The organism is Flavobacterium sp. (assembly GCF_043778725.1).
In the GTDB taxonomy this organism is placed as follows: domain Bacteria; phylum Bacteroidota; class Bacteroidia; order Flavobacteriales; family Flavobacteriaceae; genus Flavobacterium.
In genome coordinates this window covers 1-15,670 of sequence record NZ_JAYWFT010000041.1, presented here as the reverse complement: position 1 = coordinate 15,670, position 15,670 = coordinate 1, and the positions used below count along the sequence as shown (strand labels likewise).

Below are 15,670 nucleotides of genomic sequence, written 5' to 3'. Positions count from 1 at the left end.
GAAGCCGCGAAACGTCAGGCTGTGAAAAAACCTCATTTTCATTTATTTCTAACTTCATATCGCTGCTATAAACTTATTTTAAGCAAAGCTAATTTTCGAAGTGTTTTGTCTTTTTAATAAAATATTTGGAGCTAAAAATAGCTTTAAATAGGTCGTTTTAATCAAAAACAAACCTTTTCTCTTATAAGGTGAGTTCCATGCTTTGAGTTTGGCTAATAAATCCGGTATACCAAGGATGTTGATGCTGCGTTTGATGTTATACACAAGCATAATCAAACTGTGTTCGCCGTTTACCTTTTCCAGTCCTATTAAATTGGTGTAGTTATATCCCCATTTTCGCTTTATTGTCCCAAAGATGTGTTCGTTTATCTCTTGCCTTTTGCGGTATAATTGTGGGTTGGCTTTGTAACGCGTATTGTTTTCTTCAACTGCATCGGCATATTGGCTTCGGTCTAGTTCTCTTCCACCTTTTCTACTGGTGCATTGCTCTTTTACCGGACAGGTTTTACACGCTGGTGTACGGTATTTCTGGAATAGATAACTTGTGTTTTCACTATCTCTTGTTTTCTTGTGCCATCGTCCTGTCGTGGTTAGCGTCTGACCTTGTGGACAGGTATAAGTATTTTGTTCTTTATTGTAAATAAATTTCGATACCAGATACGCAGCTTGTGTGCCGTTTTCGTTGCTCTTCCCTTGATCGGGTTGCGCCACAATAGTTGTAATGTTATTGTTTTTACATGTCTCTATTTCTCTTCCATTGTGATAGCCTTTATCTACTAAAACTGTCAAAGTTTCCACATCCAAATTTTCTTTGGCTTCTAAGGCTATGGCCGAGAGCGCATTTTTATCGTTTCGGTTGATGGTGTGCGTGGCAACTACCAAATTGTATTTATCATCTACAGCCGCTTGAATATTGTAGGACACTTCCACTACCTGACCTTGAACCAGCAATGCTCTGGCATCGCAATCGGTGGTGCTTAACTGTGGTTCGCCACTTTCTTTGAGCTGTTCTTCGAGAAGTTCGTACTTGATTGTGTTGTGCTTTAATCGTTCGATTTTTTGTTCAATATTAGTGATGGATGTAGTGCTTTCTTGAAAATCATTTTGATCTAAAGCATCAAGATACTCTTGGGTTTTGGCTTCGATGTATGCTTTGTGTTTGTCGATTTTCTTTTGGTTGAAGTTAGACTTCTTGCCGTTGTGTGCTCTGGATTTTGTACCGTCTATAGCGATGGTTTCTCCCGATATTAAGTCGGCTTCTTTTAAAAACGAGACAAACAATTTGAAGAGTTGTTTCAGTGCTTTGGGATTTTCGCTTCTATAATCTGCAATCGAGTGGTAATTGGGAGTGATCGCTTCCAAAAGCCATTGCATTTCTAAATTGCGTTGACATTCTTTTTCTAATTTTCTAGAAGAGCGAATACCGTTTAAATAACCGTATAAATATATTTTAAGAAATATTTTACTATCAAAACTCGGGCGACCTTCAGATTTTAAAACTTTGGCAGTAAAGCCTATTTTCTCCAAACAAATAGTATTTACAAAAGCATCGATAAATCGAACTGGATTGTCTTGACTGATAGTGTCCTCTAAACTCGAGAACTGCATTTGCTGACGAGAGATTCCTTGAATGTGTTTCATGTTTAAAAATAAGAAATCTCTATTTTTCTTACAACAATTTCGGTATATTTGTTTGTTGGATGGTGAAGTTTTTTCACAGTCTGACGTTGGTGGTAATGCTTCGTAAAAACCTGAAATTGAAGATGAAAACAATTATTTACTTACTATTATTTATTTCTTTTTCTTGTTATGGAAAAAGAATTTATTCAATGGACAAAAATGATTTTACAAATCAATTTAATGACTCAATAGCATTACAAAAAATCTATTGCTATAATGAAAAAGGAGAAAAAATTTGGTTGAATTGTAATGAAAATTTCCAGTTAACTATAAAACTATCCAATAACAAAGAATATAAATTGATGCTTCAAACAATTAGATACAAAAGCGGAAAAATTAAGGCAAGCGAATATAATGCTTGGTGGCCAAGTAAAAAAATAAGTTCATATGATATTGACAATGTGGTAAGCTTTAAAATTATAAATTTAGCTGCTTTATTCGCAGAAAGAGAAGTGCCTTATTTTGACATGAATAATATCAAAAAAAATATTAAATTCAAAAATGATTCAGTAAGAAATAATTTTCAAACAGGAACAGAATTTGTTATCAATTTAAGGAAAAAAGATGAAATTAATAATGACTTGAAAATTTTAGAAAATTTGAGTTATAATATTAAGTTTAAAGATAACAAAAAAACAGAATATGGTATTGTTCAGAAAATATCTAACGATAGCATTTATATATCTAACGATTATAATGAAAATATGTCGCTTGCTAACAAAAGAAAATATGAAATTTATAAGTATTCTATAAGTGACATTTCAGAATTAGAATTATTAAAATCTGGAGGTTGGACTTTAAAAATTATTAAAATAGAAGACTTTGCTGTAAATATCGAAAAAACTACTAAAGATTCATTAAAAAATTATCAATGTTGGTATGCGATGAATCCAGCAAACGGTAAAATTAATTTATATAGATATTGGTTAACAAATAGAGGATTCGTTGGAATAACAGAAAATAATCAAAACATATTCTGGTATGAGGGAGAATAAATTAAAATCAAAATTAGCACTACCACCAACAAAGAACTGTGCTAAAAACAAATAAAAATTAAATTTATTGTCACTAGTTTTAATTAGGAAAACAACTATAGTCTTGCAAGGAGAAAATGAAATAGATCATTTTTATAATCCAGCACAGCAAAGTGTTCCCATAAAAAGCTCCGCAAATGTCTCCTGACTTTGCGGATTTTTTATACTTTTGGATATATCCAATAAACTCAATCACACAAAGATTACAATTATATGTACGAAAAATTAATAGCTTACATAAACCAATATATTTCTTATAATCTAACAACTGAAGAAGAAGATTTGGTTAAAGCATATTTTAAATACAAGAAAATTAGAAAAAAGCAATATTTTTTGCAAGAAGGCGAAGTTTGTAAAAATGTTGGCTTGTTAAGAGTGGCGCAATGCGTCTTTAAAGCGTTGACGATAAAGGAATGGAACATATTGCACAATTGTATATTGAAAATGTTGCCATTGCTGAATGGAGCGCATCTGGAGTTGTAATAGGAAACGGAAACCCTTATGAAATGAGTTACGCAGCATTTTTAACTTTTAAAGATGGACTTATTGCAAACTATAGAGAATATTTGAATCCTCAAGCATTCATCAAAGCAATGAGTGGAGGAAGTTTTGCAAATGAATAAAACTTTTTATCCATAACTTACTAGTAAACAATCTGCAAACAGCTACTGATTTTGCAGATTTTTTTATACTTTAGCATAAACCAAATAACCAACAAACCATGGCACTAATCAATCCACATTTAAACTACAACGGAAATGCCGAAGAAGCATTTACTTTTTACAAATCTGTTTTTGGCGGTGAATTCTCTAAAATTACACGTTTTAAAGATTTAGCAAGTCCAGAATTCCCTATTGATGAGAAAGAAGAAAATAAAATAATGCACATTGCTTTACCAATTGGCAATAATACCTTAATGGCAAACGATGTTCCAGCAATTTTGGGAATAACTAACGAAAACGAAAACCGATCTAAAATTGCAGTTTCTGCCGAAAGTAGAGAAGAAGCCGACAAATTATTTATAGGACTTTCTGCCGGCGGAACTATTGAAATGCCTATTCAAGACAGTCCTTGGGGTTCTTATTTTGGAATGTTTAGAGACAAATATGGCATAGAATGGATGATAGATTTTGATTCGAATTCTAAATAACGAATTTGTTTACTATTGTTAGAAATAAAAAATTTATATTTGAAACATCAAACAATTCTTAAAATTTTAGAATCATGGCAACAGTAAACGCATATTTAACTTTTAACGGAACTTGCGAAGCTGCATTCAATTTTTATAAATCAGTTTTTGGAGGTGAATTTACCTATATGGGAAGATTCAACGAAATGCCACCAGCAGAAAATTGCGAACCAATTTCTGAAGAAGCAGGAAATCTAATCATGCACGTTTCGTTGCCAATTAGCACAGAAACTGTTATATATGGAAGTGATACTTCTGAAGCTTTTGGTCAAACAATAACTGTTGGCGATAATATTTCTATTTCGATAAACGCATCGAGTAGAGAAGAAGCCGACAGATTATTTACTGGTTTATCTGTTGATGGAGTTATAAAAATGCCTTTGTCAGATACATTTTGGGGTGCCTATTTTGGAATGTTTGTTGACAAATTTGGAATTCATTGGATGATGAATTTTGACGAAGATCCACAATAAATCTTTTAATGAAGAACTTCTATTTATTAATTTTTAGTTTGCTATCCACAATTATTTTTGCACAAGCAAATGATACTATCAGATACGCTTCCTTTTCAGATAATATAAAAACACCTTTCAATCCTGATGGATATGGCAATACTTATGCATTAAAAGCTAGAGTTTTGCCTTTTCTTTTAGGAAATGGAAGCGGAATAAGTACTTTGCTTGGAACCGAAATTGGTTTTTTAAAAAGAAATTCAATTGGTGTTGAAGGAATTTATATAACCAAGCACGATACACAAGATAAGGTTACCGACTTGGATGGTGTTTTTCACGAAACTGGAAATCGTTCGAAGTATTTTGAAAGAGCTTTTTTGGTTGATTATCGTTTTTATTTTAATTTTCAAAAATACCGACGCCAAAACGGATGGACATTTTACACTTCGTGTTTTTTCAAAAAAGGTCAAATTGACGAACGAAATGATCCCAATTTTAGAAACGATTACATCAATAGAAAAGAAGTTTATAATTCGTATGGAATTGTTTTAGGCTCGATTTTAAATTTTAAAAATTCAGAGCATTTTGGTTTTGATCTAAGTCTAGGATATTTTAGAAAAGACAAAAATATAACTACTGATTATAGAGAAGTGACTTTAATTAAAACTAGAACTAATAACGAAATGGGAACTGGTCTGCGAATTGGTTTAACAATTGACTATTGGATTTTTGTAAGCAACAAGAAGAAGAATTAATTTCATAAATTTACAAAAAAATAAAAGTTATTATTTCCTACCAAACCCTAAACCATGAAAGTAATCGCCGTAATACCTGCTCGTTATGCCTCAACACGTTTTCCTGCCAAATTGATGCAAGATTTAGGTGGGAAAACTGTAATTCTTCGAACCTATGAAGCGGCAAAAGAAACTAATCTTTTTGATGATGTTTTTGTAGTTACCGATTCCAATTTGATTTACGACGAAATAGTTTCAAATGGTGGAAAAGCGATTATGTCCATAAAAGAACACGAATCTGGAAGCGATAGAATTGCCGAGGCTGTAGCCAATATAAACGTTGATATAGTTGTAAATGTGCAAGGTGACGAACCATTTATTAACAAAGAACCTTTAGAAAAAGTAATTGAAATTTTTAAAAATGATACTGATAAAAAAGTAGATTTAGCTTCTTTAATGCGAGAAATTTTTAATGAAGACGATATCAATAATCCTAATAATGTGAAAGTTGTTGTAGATCAAAGTAACTTTGCTTTGTACTTTTCACGATCGGTAATTCCTTATCCAAGAGAGAAAAATGTTGGTGTTCGATACTTTCAACACATAGGAATTTATGCTTTTCGCAAACAAGCACTTTTAGATTTTTATTCACTACCAATGAAATCGTTAGAAGCATCAGAAAAACTAGAACAACTTCGCTATTTAGAATTTGGTAAACGAATAAAAATGGTAGAAACTACTCACGTAGGAATTGGAATTGATACCATTGAAGATTTAGAGAAAGCTAGAAAGATGATTTAAATATTAAATGAATTGGGATATTAAAAATTTAATTTTCATAATATTCAAAAGCGTCAATAATGTCTAAATAAACTCCATCAAATCCAGCATTTAAGATCTTTTTTAAATAGGAAGTATCATTTCCGTAAATAATATTTTGCCATTCTGGAATCCAATATTTTACTTTAAAATTACCTGCCCAACTTGGATTTTCAGCATCAAGAAAATTTGGTTTATTGCTACCATTCCAGCTTGATTGCCAGTAATATCTGTAACTTTCTGCTTCACCAATTGACATATAGGATATTACAATTCTTTTGCCGCCATTGGCTTTGTTTTTCAATTGTAAAACTTCTGAAGCCGTAAATGCTGTTCCGTCTTTAAAGTATAAATCCATAATTAATGCGTCATAATTAGTTGCAATTACTGCATTTATAAATTGGGATTTTGTAGTAAAATTTTCAGCATTTATAAGATGTAAAAAATTTTGAGCCTGATTTAAATTAGTAATAACATTAGTATTTTCATGATAAATACTAGAGGGAAAATTAGGAATTACATTCAAATTTCGTTGGTTAGCTGCAAAAGAAATATAGCCCAAATTGTTATTCTTAATATATGACGATGTCATCTTAGACTGTGTTGAGCAATAGTCTGTTGAGAGAATTTTATTTCCACTATTATTGGATAATTGTAAAAAATTGTTTAGGTAATTGGAGTCTTCATTACTAGTTGCAACATCATCAGTATCATATCCATAAAACAAATCTTCTTGTCCGTTTCCATCAATAGCATTGAGATAAGTAGTGCTTAACTGCCCATCGATTTCACCATTTTCAGTAACTAATTCAATTCCATTTTGAGGAATTATAGCAAAATTTGGATTGATGGCTTTGGCATAACTACTAATTCCAATCACAAAATTTCGCATTTCGTTTCTGTGTGTTAGATCGACTACAACACTATCATTGTTAAAATCATTAGAACATCCAAAAAGAAATATAATTACAGATAAAAAAAGATATTTTTTCATGTTAGCTGTTTTTTTAATAACGTAAAAATTATTAAAAAATTACACTAACTTCTTTATGGTAAACAATTCGTTATGTACTTCAACTTTTGGATACATGCGCAATGAATAATTGCCGTCAAATTTCTTTTTGTAATCTAAATTCCTTATTCGATCTTTTTCACTGATTACCATAGTATTAAATAAAATAAAACCTTGATCATTCAATAAATAATTAATTCGATTGATGAAATAATCTTCAAATAAAAAATTGGGCATTGTGGTATCTTGAAAAATATCAATAATAATTAAATCATACTTATTTTTGGTTTTTAAGACAAATTCGAAAGCATCTTCAACAATTAATTCAAGGTTTTTTATTTCGTTTAATTTGAAATATTTATTCGCGATTTCTACAATTTCATTGTCAATTTCTACACCAGTAATTTTTCCTGTAAACTTTATTTCATTGGTTAAAGTCTTAATTACACTTCCGCCAGCAACTCCAAGAATTAAGATGTTTTCAAATTTCCTTATGCGATCAAATCCTATATATTTTAGTCCTTTTCTCAATATACGTTGCAAACTTCCATACGAATAATTGGTATTTTTAGAGTCTAAAACAAGTTCGCCATTGTTCCAAGTTACTTCTAATGTTTTACTTACAGAGGAATTTTTCTTAACTACATTTATAGGAATGAAATAACTAAAGAATTTTGCCAGCATAAAAAAATATTTTCTAATAAATTGTAGATTAATGCTAAATTTACGCAAAATATTTTAAATGAAGAAGCGACTGTACGAATTTATTTTCTTTAGACTAATGGGTTGGAAAATTTTAGGAACAATTGATAACGATATTAAAAAATGCGTTATGATGGTTATACCGCATACAAGTTGGCACGATTTCTATTTAGGAATTTTTACAAGAGGAATTACAAAAATACCCATGCACTTTGTGGGAAAAAAAGAGTTATTTAAGTTTCCGTTTGGAATTTATTTCACTTGGATGGGAGGAAAGCCTTTAGATCGTTCCGGAAATTTAAATATGGTTGATGCCACTGCCAAAACATTTGAAAAATATGACGAATTGCGCTTGGCGATTTTTCCAGAAGGTACAAGAAAATTGGTAACCGAACTCAAATCGGGATTTTATTACATTGCTCTAAAGGCTAATGTACCCATAATTACGGTAGCATTTGATTTTGGCAAAAAAGAGGTAAGAATTGGAACTCCATTCAATCCATCAGGAAATTTTGAAAACGATATTAAAGTATTACTTCCATTCTTTAAAGGCGTAAAAGGAAAAGTTTCCAATAAAGGATTTCAGATATAAATCCAAACATAATTTATTTTCGTAAATAACTAAGTAGTAGAAAATCATAATTTTAGACTTAGTAAATGTGCTTTATAGATAAAAAAGTATAGTAAAAGATATAGAAGAAAATAATTTTGTTTGTTATTGTTTTGTTAGAACCTTCAATAAAGTTAGTTATTGAAGGTTTTTTTATGTTCAAATAATTCAAGTTGCTTACATTTGTATCAAATATATTTTATGAATTATATAGAATTACATAAGCAGTACAAACAAAACTCACTTTTTGGCAGATACATTACACTTACAGATGTTGAACCAATTTTATCAAAGTTACCTTCGCAAGTTATAGGCACGTCAGTTTTGGGAAAGCCAATCTATAAATATACAATTGGGACAGGTAAAATTAGAGTTTTTATGTGGTCACAAATGCATGGAAATGAGAGTACTACTACTAAAGCATTGTTTGATTTTTTTAATATAATTCATTCCGATGAACCCATTGGCGAAACATTACTTAATGCATTTACTTTTTGCTTTTTACCAATGTTAAATCCCGATGGTGCAGAACGTTACACTCGCGAAAATGCAAATACTATAGATTTAAATAGAGATTCTGTAAATTTATCACAACCAGAAAGTCAATTGTTGCGCAAAGCTTTTGATGATTTTAAACCAGATTTTTGTTATAATCTTCACGACCAACGAACTATTTTTGGAGCTGGCGACAAGGGAAATGTTGCAACAGTTTCTTTTTTAGCTCCATCATTCAATGACAATAGAGACGTTAATGAGGTGAGAAGTAAAGCGATGAATGTTATTGTTGCTATGAATGAGGAATTACAAAAACATATTCCAAACCAAGTAGGACGATTTGATGACGGTTTTAATTTAAATTGTATAGGTGATCAATTTACTTATTTAGGTGTACCAACAATTTTATTTGAAGCAGGTCATTTTCAAGATGATTATTACCGCGAATATACCCGAAAAATGATTTTTATTGCGCTTGTTTCTGGATTACGACATATTTACGAAAACGATGTAGTTGATAATAAAAATGCACTTTATTTGCAAATTCCGCAAAATAATATCGTTTTTTATGATTTTATTTATAAAAATGTTAAAATAAATTATGATGGTAAAGAAATAATTACGAATTTTGCAGCTCAATACAAAGAAGAACTTATTGATAAAAAGATTCTATTTAATGCCTACATCGCAGAAATTGGAGATTTAAAAGGTAAGTTTGGTCATTTTCAGTACAATGCACACAAAATGACCTATTCAGATAATGAAGAGAATTTTCCGAAAACAAATCAAAAAGCTATTTTTTGTTTAGGAAAAGATATAAAATTTGTTAATGGTTTAAAAAAATAACATTATTTTTTGTTTTTTATTAAATAAAATGTATTTATTTGTATTGTAAAGTAAAACAATAATAAAAATTAGTAATTATGAGTAAGTTTCGTTTAGATGAAGTAGATCACCAAATCCTTGATATGTTAATTGATAACACAAGAGTTCCGTTTACAGATATCGCAAAAAAATTATTAATTTCTGCAGGAACTGTTCACGTAAGAGTAAAGAAAATGGAAGATGCAGGAATCATTATGGGTTCTTCATTAACGTTAGATTATGAAAAACTAGGATATTCTTTTATCGCTTATGTTGGTGTTTTCTTGAACAATACATCACAAACAAAATTTGTTTTAGAACGAATTAATGAAATTCCTTTTGTAACGGTAGCTCATGTAACTACAGGTAAATTTAATATTTTTTGTAAAATTCGTGCTAAAGATACTAAACATGCCAAAGATGTGATTTTTATGATTGATGACATTGAAGGAGTTTATAGAACAGAAACTATGATTTCTCTTGAGGAAAGTATCAACGATAAAAAACGTTTAATGCATACAATATTTAAAGATATTTAATACTAGCATTATATCATTTATATAAAAAACTCGTTCATTAATTTTGAACGAGTTTTTTATTTAATAGCCCTTTTTAGTATTCACTAAACTGTAAATTACTCAAATTTTTATATATACCATTTTCAATTTCGAGTAGTTCTTTGTGAGTTCCTTTTTCGGCAATTTTTCCTTCGTTTAGAACTAAAATTGCATCGGCACTTCTTATGGTTGAAAGTCGATGCGCAATGATAATACTTGTTCTTCCATGCATTAAATTTTCTAAAGCTTCTTGTACTAATTTTTCGCTTTCACTGTCTAATGATGACGTGGCTTCGTCTAGAATTAAAATGCTAGGATTTTTTAATAAGGCACGAGCAATTGCTATTCGTTGGCGTTGTCCACCAGAGAGTTTGATACCGCGTTCGCCAACCAAAGTATCGAATTTTTCTGGAAATCCGTTTACAAAATCGAAGGCATTGGCTTGTTTAGCAGCAATCATAATTTCTTCTTCGGTTGCATTTGGTTTTCCGTAGGCTATATTTTCGCGAATGCTTCCGCCAAATAAAATTACATCTTGCGGAACGATACTCATGTTTCCTCGAAGATTTTCTAAATCATAATCGTAAATGTTTTTATCATCAATTAAAATTTGTCCGCCATCAATATCATAAAATCTTAATAGGAGTGAAGATATAGTAGATTTTCCTGCGCCACTTGGGCCAACAATTGCAATTTTCTGACCAAAATTTGCAGTGAAATTTACATCTTTCAACACTTGAATTTCTGGTCGAGATGGATATGCAAAAGATACATTTTTGAACGTTACATTTCCTTTAATTTTTTCGGTTATTGTTTTTTTATCACCAGAAATTTTCTCGGGAATTTCTTCTAATAATTCAAAAATTCGTTCTGTAGAGCCAATCGCTTTTTGTAATTGAGAATATAATTCGGCAATTCCTCCAAAGGATGCGCCAATAAATGCTGAGTAAAGTACAAATGAAATTAACGAACCTACATTCTTCATTTCGCCAGTTATAGTTAAAGTTACACCATACCAAACGACTGCAACCACAGCACCAAAAAGACATACTATAATAAAAGATGCAAAAAAACCTCTATATTGTCCACCTTTTATTGCGATTTTCACAATTTCATTTATCTTGCTTTTATAACGTTCTATTTCATACCATTCATTAGCAAACGCTTTTACATTGGTAATTCCTTGCAATGTTTCTTCAACTACAACTTGGCTTTCGGCTACTTTATCTTGTGTTTTTTTACCATATTTTCTAATAAATCTCCCAAAAATAACTGCTGCAACTGCTACTACTGGAACAATTGTCATCATCATCAATGTTAACTTCGGACTTATAGTTGCTAGAATTATAAATCCGCCAATTATTAGAATAAATTGTCTAAGAAATTCGGCAATTGTACTTGTCAAAGTATCTTGAAGTTGCGAAATATCGGCACTTAATCTACTGTTTAATTCGCCAACTCTTTTTTGAGCATAGAATGACATTGGAAGTTTTATTAAATTCTTGTATAGTGCAAAACGAATGTTTGCCAATGTATTTTCGGTAAAATTGATAAATAATGACAATCTAAAAAATGAGAATACAGACTGAAGCACTAATATTAAGAATAAACCTAAAGCAATTTTATTGGCTTTATCTAAATTTTTATTTGATACACAATCTACAAGTAATCCTAAAAACTTAGGAAAAGCTAATGCTGTAACACTCGTAAGCAGTAAGAAAAACAAACCAACATAGAATTTCCATTTATGGTTATCTGCATATTTAAATATTAAAATTGCTTTGCTTAAAGAGCTTGCGCTCAGTTTTGCTTTTGGTAAATCGTTTTCTACAAATCGAGCCATTATAGTTTTATTTTAATGCAAAAGTAAAGAATAATGCTATGTTAATTTCTTATACAAATGGTAAATTTTTGTAAAATTAAGTTGCCAATAGTATTCTTAAAATTATGTAAAAAGGCAAGAGCACAATTCCAATATAAAAAATCATTTTTCCATGTTGTCTATCGTTTGCATGATAAGAATAAATTCTCTGACCATTAGGCAAATTTTTCTTTGAAGTCATAAGGACATAGCCAATTATTATTCCGAAAAAGCCACCCATTATAGCAAAAATATATCCAGTTATTATCCACGGTTTCTGATTTTCTTCTGGCTTTGATAAATCGTTTAGGCGTTGCTTCTTTAATGATTTAATCAATGCCTCATCAATAGGCTTTCCTCTTTCAGATAATAATTTTTTAGCGAGTGAATAATCAAATTCGTTCCATTCATCTTGTTTTAAAATGATGTCATACAACTCTTCATTTGAAAAACTAAAAAGATAATGGTCTTTATTAACTTGATTTATTTGATCTTCAGCAATATTTTCTAGAAGTTTAGTAGCCGTTTCAAAATCAGTAATTTTTATTTTTATTTCAAATTCAGGAGTTATATTATTTCCTGTTAATAAGCTATCAACTGGCGGAATGTTATTTCCAATTTCGGTTTCAATGTTATTTGAGTTTAGAAAAGTAATAATTTCTTGAGTTTGTTCAATTGAAGAATATTTTTTAAATATTGAAAATTGGTTTTTCATTGCCTATTTATATTTTTTCACTAAAGTACAAAGTAAATTCTAAATAAAAAGTCCGCTTTGCTTTCATAAAACGGATTTAAATTAGTTTAGAATTAAGTATTTCTTTTCATATTATTTAGTTACGCCTGATAAAATAATTCTTTAAGCAATTTATAAAACTATCTAAGTTTGCTTTTTTACTTTCACTATGTAGGTACAGATTGGCTGAATTCCCAAATTAATGTGTACATCATAGCAACCAAGGCTCGTAAAAGTATATTTTATTTTTATAGTATCATTTTTTAAGCGTTCTACTGTTGGTTTGATAAATTTACTACTAGTTCCGTAATTAATTTGTAGAAAAATACTAATAACATCAATTTCCTTTAAATCTTTTAAGATAAATATAGCTTCTTTGTTTTTTTCAACTTCCAAGCGCATCATTGATGGTTCAATTGGAAAAACAGCATATTTATAGGCATTATAATAGACTAATGGAGCTTTTAAGAACTCTGAAAATTGTGGTTTTTCATTTAATAAAAGCCACGAATTATCATTAGGAAAATGATCTTTTGCAAACAATTCAGGATCTGCTAAAAAATACCCATTATTATAATTAAATTCAAATGTATGGGTATTTAAATTACAAACACCACTAGACCAAGTGGCATCACACAAATACCATTTATTATTGAGTTGAACCGCATTCCAAGAATGATTTGGAAATTTTAATTTAGAAGTTTCTGTGCTCTCATTTCGACCAAAACCATCAATAATTTCACAGTTAATATTTGCTAGATTAGCTAAGTTCTTAATCAAATAAGCATACCCAGTGCAAATCGTTTTTTTTTCTTTTGCTAGTTTTTTAAAAACTTGATTACTAAACGATTTATTCCATTTATGTTGTTCTAAACTATCGTTTTGGTGTTTAGTTCTTTTAGCACTATTTTTTCTAAAACCGTCATAGTCGCCTGCAATATTGGTGCTAACCCAAAAGTATATAGCTCTAAATTTTTCGACATCAGAAGATAAATTATGGGTTAGATTATGAGCAAGTCCTGGCAGATTAGATAAATCATTACCTTTATATGCAAAGGCAATTTTATCAGCATTTTTAAAGTTGATATTTTTAAAATCTGAAATTTGTGCCTCAATTTTTACCTGACTTATCAAGGTAAGGACCAAAAAAATCCACTTAATCATTTGTAAATAAATATTTTATTTTATGAAATATCGTTCGTTTAGATTTATAAATTTTATTTGTAGCAACTTCTCCCATCATAACCATTTGACAATTATTAAGCTTAACATCATAATTCATAGTTATTGATTCATTTTTACTTTTCACTTTAATTTCTTGTCTAGTATAACCAATAAAAGACACAATTAATACATCTCCAGTTTTCAATTGTTTTGGAAAGGTAAATTTTCCATCAATATCAGTTTGTGTACTAATATTATAATTTTTCAAAAAAATGTTTGCTCCGGGTAATGGTCCAGATTTATCAGAAACAATTCCGCTAACAGTAATTTTTTCATTTATATCTAACGAATCAATGTTTTTTTTAGTAGCAACATTTTCTTCTTTTATGATTGTAGTTGTATTGGTCTTTTCTTGTGAATAAGCATTAGTTAAAGATAAAATTGAGACAAGTGAAAGCCCAAAAATACTTGAAGCCAAAGTATTTGACTTTTTTATATTGTTAGAAAGGCTTAGATTAGAATAATATTTTAATTGAGATTCAAGAAATAACCCACAGGTTTTACTTTTTTCATTACTAAAATAAGTAAGAATTTCTTGGTCACTCATTTTAGTAAAATCTACAACAGTTTTTTTACATGAATTACAGAAGCCACCATTATCTGTTTTTTTAAAGGTTTTAAAGTCCTCAGAGCAAGGTTTGTCAATTTTAATGTTAAATTTTTCCATCTTTATAGTATTTAGGTTTCTTATAAAGAGTAGTTTTTTTTAATAAAGGTTGGGATTAGTATAAAAAATTTTTTTTTAAGAAAAACGATTGTACATAATTCTTTATTTACACCAAATAAAAATCCGCTTTGCTTTCACAAAACGGATTTAAAATTTAGGTATTAAAATTATTTTTTAGTCGACGATTTATCATTTTTGGTATCCATCATTTCCATAAGTTTTATACCAAGCAATCCGCTTATTCCTCCTTCAGAACCATTTGATCCAGAAATTAAAACGTCTGGAATTACTTTAATGTTTCCCTTACCAATTTCTTCGGTAATTTTATATTTAGCAAAATTATCTTCGCCCATTGCAGAAACTTGTAACTGATATGCTTCGGCAGTCGATTCTGGAGTCCAGACTACTCCACGAGTTTTGCTATAATCAGTCAAAAGCTGGTGGAATGGCTGTGAGATTGTTGAATAATCTCTAACAAAATCTCTGAGATAGTTCACTGTTCCCAAAAAGCTCTTCAGCTGTTTGCTCACAGTGGGTAACGGAAAGCCGAGTACAGACTTTAATTTCGTACGGGATATTTGTAATCCCTTTTCAGAAACAACCTTACCAACAAACTCATGTTCAGAGTAGCCGAAAAAGCATTTAGAAGCTTTTAAGTAAAGATTGTGTATTCTAAAACGTTCGAAGATTGATTTAAGTGTGGAAACAAATTCGATATTAGTATCGCCAAAAATAGTGCAATCATCAATGTACATTTCACAAATCATATAAATGAGTCCTATAAGTACTACAGTGGCCGTGATTTCTTGGAAATAAGATGGAGCCCGCCTTGGTCCAAAGGGCAGTCGTGTGACCTGATATACCCCAGTGTGGCTGAAGTGCACTCTCTGAATCAGTGTTCAAAGTGTTAAGGGGTGTACTATGGATATAGTTATGGTTAGTTACATGTGGTTGGTATGCTAACAGGCATGACAACTACGATCATAAGTGGTGCTTGTTGTATTGGCATAAATGCAGGACACAGAACTAGTAATTAG

At 30.3% G+C, this 15,670-nt stretch carries 17 protein-coding genes and 1 pseudogene; 9 read left to right on the top strand and 9 right to left on the bottom strand.

Annotated elements, in window-relative coordinates; genetic code table 11:
• Positions 1 to 78: 78 nt before the first annotated feature.
• Positions 79 to 1,773, bottom strand: coding sequence for an IS1182 family transposase (locus tag ACH2CG_RS03775; protein ID WP_395062345.1), 1,695 nt, complete (start codon positions 1,771 to 1,773; stop codon positions 79 to 81).
• Here ACH2CG_RS03775 and ACH2CG_RS03770 point away from each other — a divergent pair.
• The 6 genes from ACH2CG_RS03770 to kdsB all read left to right on the top strand — a co-directional run bounded on the left by ACH2CG_RS03770 (position 1,764) and on the right by kdsB (position 5,890).
• Complete coding sequence (locus tag ACH2CG_RS03770; RefSeq protein ID WP_395062343.1) at positions 1,764 to 2,675, top strand: hypothetical protein; 912 nt, start codon at positions 1,764 to 1,766, stop codon at positions 2,673 to 2,675. The genes ACH2CG_RS03775 and ACH2CG_RS03770 overlap by 10 nt on opposite strands.
• Positions 2,676 to 3,127: 452 nt before the next feature.
• Positions 3,128 to 3,337: a nuclear transport factor 2 family protein gene (locus ACH2CG_RS03765; protein ID WP_395062341.1), complete on the top strand. Its 210-nt coding sequence runs from the start codon at positions 3,128 to 3,130 to the stop codon at positions 3,335 to 3,337.
• Positions 3,338 to 3,435: 98 nt separating this feature from the next.
• Positions 3,436 to 3,864 carry a VOC family protein gene (locus ACH2CG_RS03760; RefSeq protein WP_395062339.1) on the top strand — a complete coding sequence of 143 codons (429 nt, stop codon included), beginning with the start codon at positions 3,436 to 3,438 and terminating at the stop codon, positions 3,862 to 3,864.
• A gap of 74 nt (positions 3,865 to 3,938) precedes the next feature.
• Positions 3,939 to 4,376: a VOC family protein gene (locus ACH2CG_RS03755; RefSeq protein WP_395062337.1), complete on the top strand. Its 438-nt coding sequence runs from the start codon at positions 3,939 to 3,941 to the stop codon at positions 4,374 to 4,376.
• An 8-nt stretch (positions 4,377 to 4,384) separates the two neighbouring features.
• The gene (locus ACH2CG_RS03750; RefSeq protein ID WP_395062335.1) at positions 4,385 to 5,110 is read left to right on the top strand and encodes a hypothetical protein; all 726 of its coding nucleotides are present in this window, start codon (positions 4,385 to 4,387) and stop codon (positions 5,108 to 5,110) included.
• Between the two features lie 54 nt (positions 5,111 to 5,164).
• Complete coding sequence (gene kdsB, locus ACH2CG_RS03745) at positions 5,165 to 5,890, top strand: 3-deoxy-manno-octulosonate cytidylyltransferase (protein ID WP_395062333.1); 726 nt, start codon at positions 5,165 to 5,167, stop codon at positions 5,888 to 5,890.
• Positions 5,891 to 5,918: 28 nt separating this feature from the next.
• Here the strand turns inward: kdsB and ACH2CG_RS03740 are convergent, their stop codons facing one another.
• Together ACH2CG_RS03740 and ACH2CG_RS03735 are read right to left on the bottom strand one after the other, a co-directional pair.
• On the bottom strand, positions 5,919 to 6,902 hold the full coding sequence (locus ACH2CG_RS03740) for an endo alpha-1,4 polygalactosaminidase (RefSeq protein WP_395062331.1): 984 nt from the start codon (positions 6,900 to 6,902) through the stop codon (positions 5,919 to 5,921).
• 39 nt (positions 6,903 to 6,941) lie between these two features.
• Entirely contained in the window at positions 6,942 to 7,604 is a 663-nt protein-coding gene (locus tag ACH2CG_RS03735) for a spermidine synthase (protein ID WP_395062329.1), read from the bottom strand.
• A gap of 58 nt (positions 7,605 to 7,662) precedes the next feature.
• Between ACH2CG_RS03735 and ACH2CG_RS03730 the strand changes: the two genes are divergently transcribed.
• The 3 genes from ACH2CG_RS03730 (at position 7,663) to ACH2CG_RS03720 (ending at position 10,130) form a co-directional block, all read left to right on the top strand.
• On the top strand, positions 7,663 to 8,214 hold the full coding sequence (locus tag ACH2CG_RS03730) for a 1-acyl-sn-glycerol-3-phosphate acyltransferase (RefSeq protein WP_395062327.1): 552 nt from the start codon (positions 7,663 to 7,665) through the stop codon (positions 8,212 to 8,214).
• 219 nt (positions 8,215 to 8,433) lie between these two features.
• On the top strand, positions 8,434 to 9,573 hold the full coding sequence (locus ACH2CG_RS03725) for a M14 metallopeptidase family protein (RefSeq protein ID WP_395062325.1): 1,140 nt from the start codon (positions 8,434 to 8,436) through the stop codon (positions 9,571 to 9,573).
• Between the two features lie 77 nt (positions 9,574 to 9,650).
• Positions 9,651 to 10,130, top strand: coding sequence for an Lrp/AsnC family transcriptional regulator (locus ACH2CG_RS03720; RefSeq protein ID WP_035127172.1), 480 nt, complete (start codon positions 9,651 to 9,653; stop codon positions 10,128 to 10,130).
• A 73-nt stretch (positions 10,131 to 10,203) separates the two neighbouring features.
• On the opposite strand, the gene ACH2CG_RS03715 is transcribed toward ACH2CG_RS03720, so the two are convergent.
• The 6 genes and pseudogenes from ACH2CG_RS03715 to ACH2CG_RS03690 form a co-directional block, all read right to left on the bottom strand.
• Positions 10,204 to 11,991: an ABC transporter ATP-binding protein gene (locus tag ACH2CG_RS03715; protein ID WP_395062322.1), complete on the bottom strand. Its 1,788-nt coding sequence runs from the start codon at positions 11,989 to 11,991 to the stop codon at positions 10,204 to 10,206.
• Positions 11,992 to 12,067: 76 nt separating this feature from the next.
• Entirely contained in the window at positions 12,068 to 12,724 is a 657-nt protein-coding gene (locus ACH2CG_RS03710; protein WP_395062320.1) for a hypothetical protein, read from the bottom strand.
• A 162-nt stretch (positions 12,725 to 12,886) separates the two neighbouring features.
• Entirely contained in the window at positions 12,887 to 13,906 is a 1,020-nt protein-coding gene (locus tag ACH2CG_RS03705) for a transglutaminase domain-containing protein (RefSeq protein WP_395062318.1), read from the bottom strand.
• Positions 13,899 to 14,633 carry a carboxypeptidase-like regulatory domain-containing protein gene (locus ACH2CG_RS03700; protein WP_395062316.1) on the bottom strand — a complete coding sequence of 245 codons (735 nt, stop codon included), beginning with the start codon at positions 14,631 to 14,633 and terminating at the stop codon, positions 13,899 to 13,901. Before ACH2CG_RS03700 ends, ACH2CG_RS03705 begins: the two co-directional genes overlap by 8 nt.
• Positions 14,634 to 14,800: 167 nt before the next feature.
• Positions 14,801 to 15,130 (bottom strand): hypothetical protein, encoded by a 330-nt coding sequence (locus ACH2CG_RS03695; RefSeq protein ID WP_395062347.1) that lies wholly within the window; start codon positions 15,128 to 15,130, stop codon positions 14,801 to 14,803.
• A 120-nt stretch (positions 15,131 to 15,250) separates the two neighbouring features.
• Positions 15,251 to 15,517, bottom strand: a pseudogene (locus ACH2CG_RS03690) (reverse transcriptase domain-containing protein); the annotation flags it as partial.
• Positions 15,518 to 15,670 lie beyond the last annotated feature (153 nt).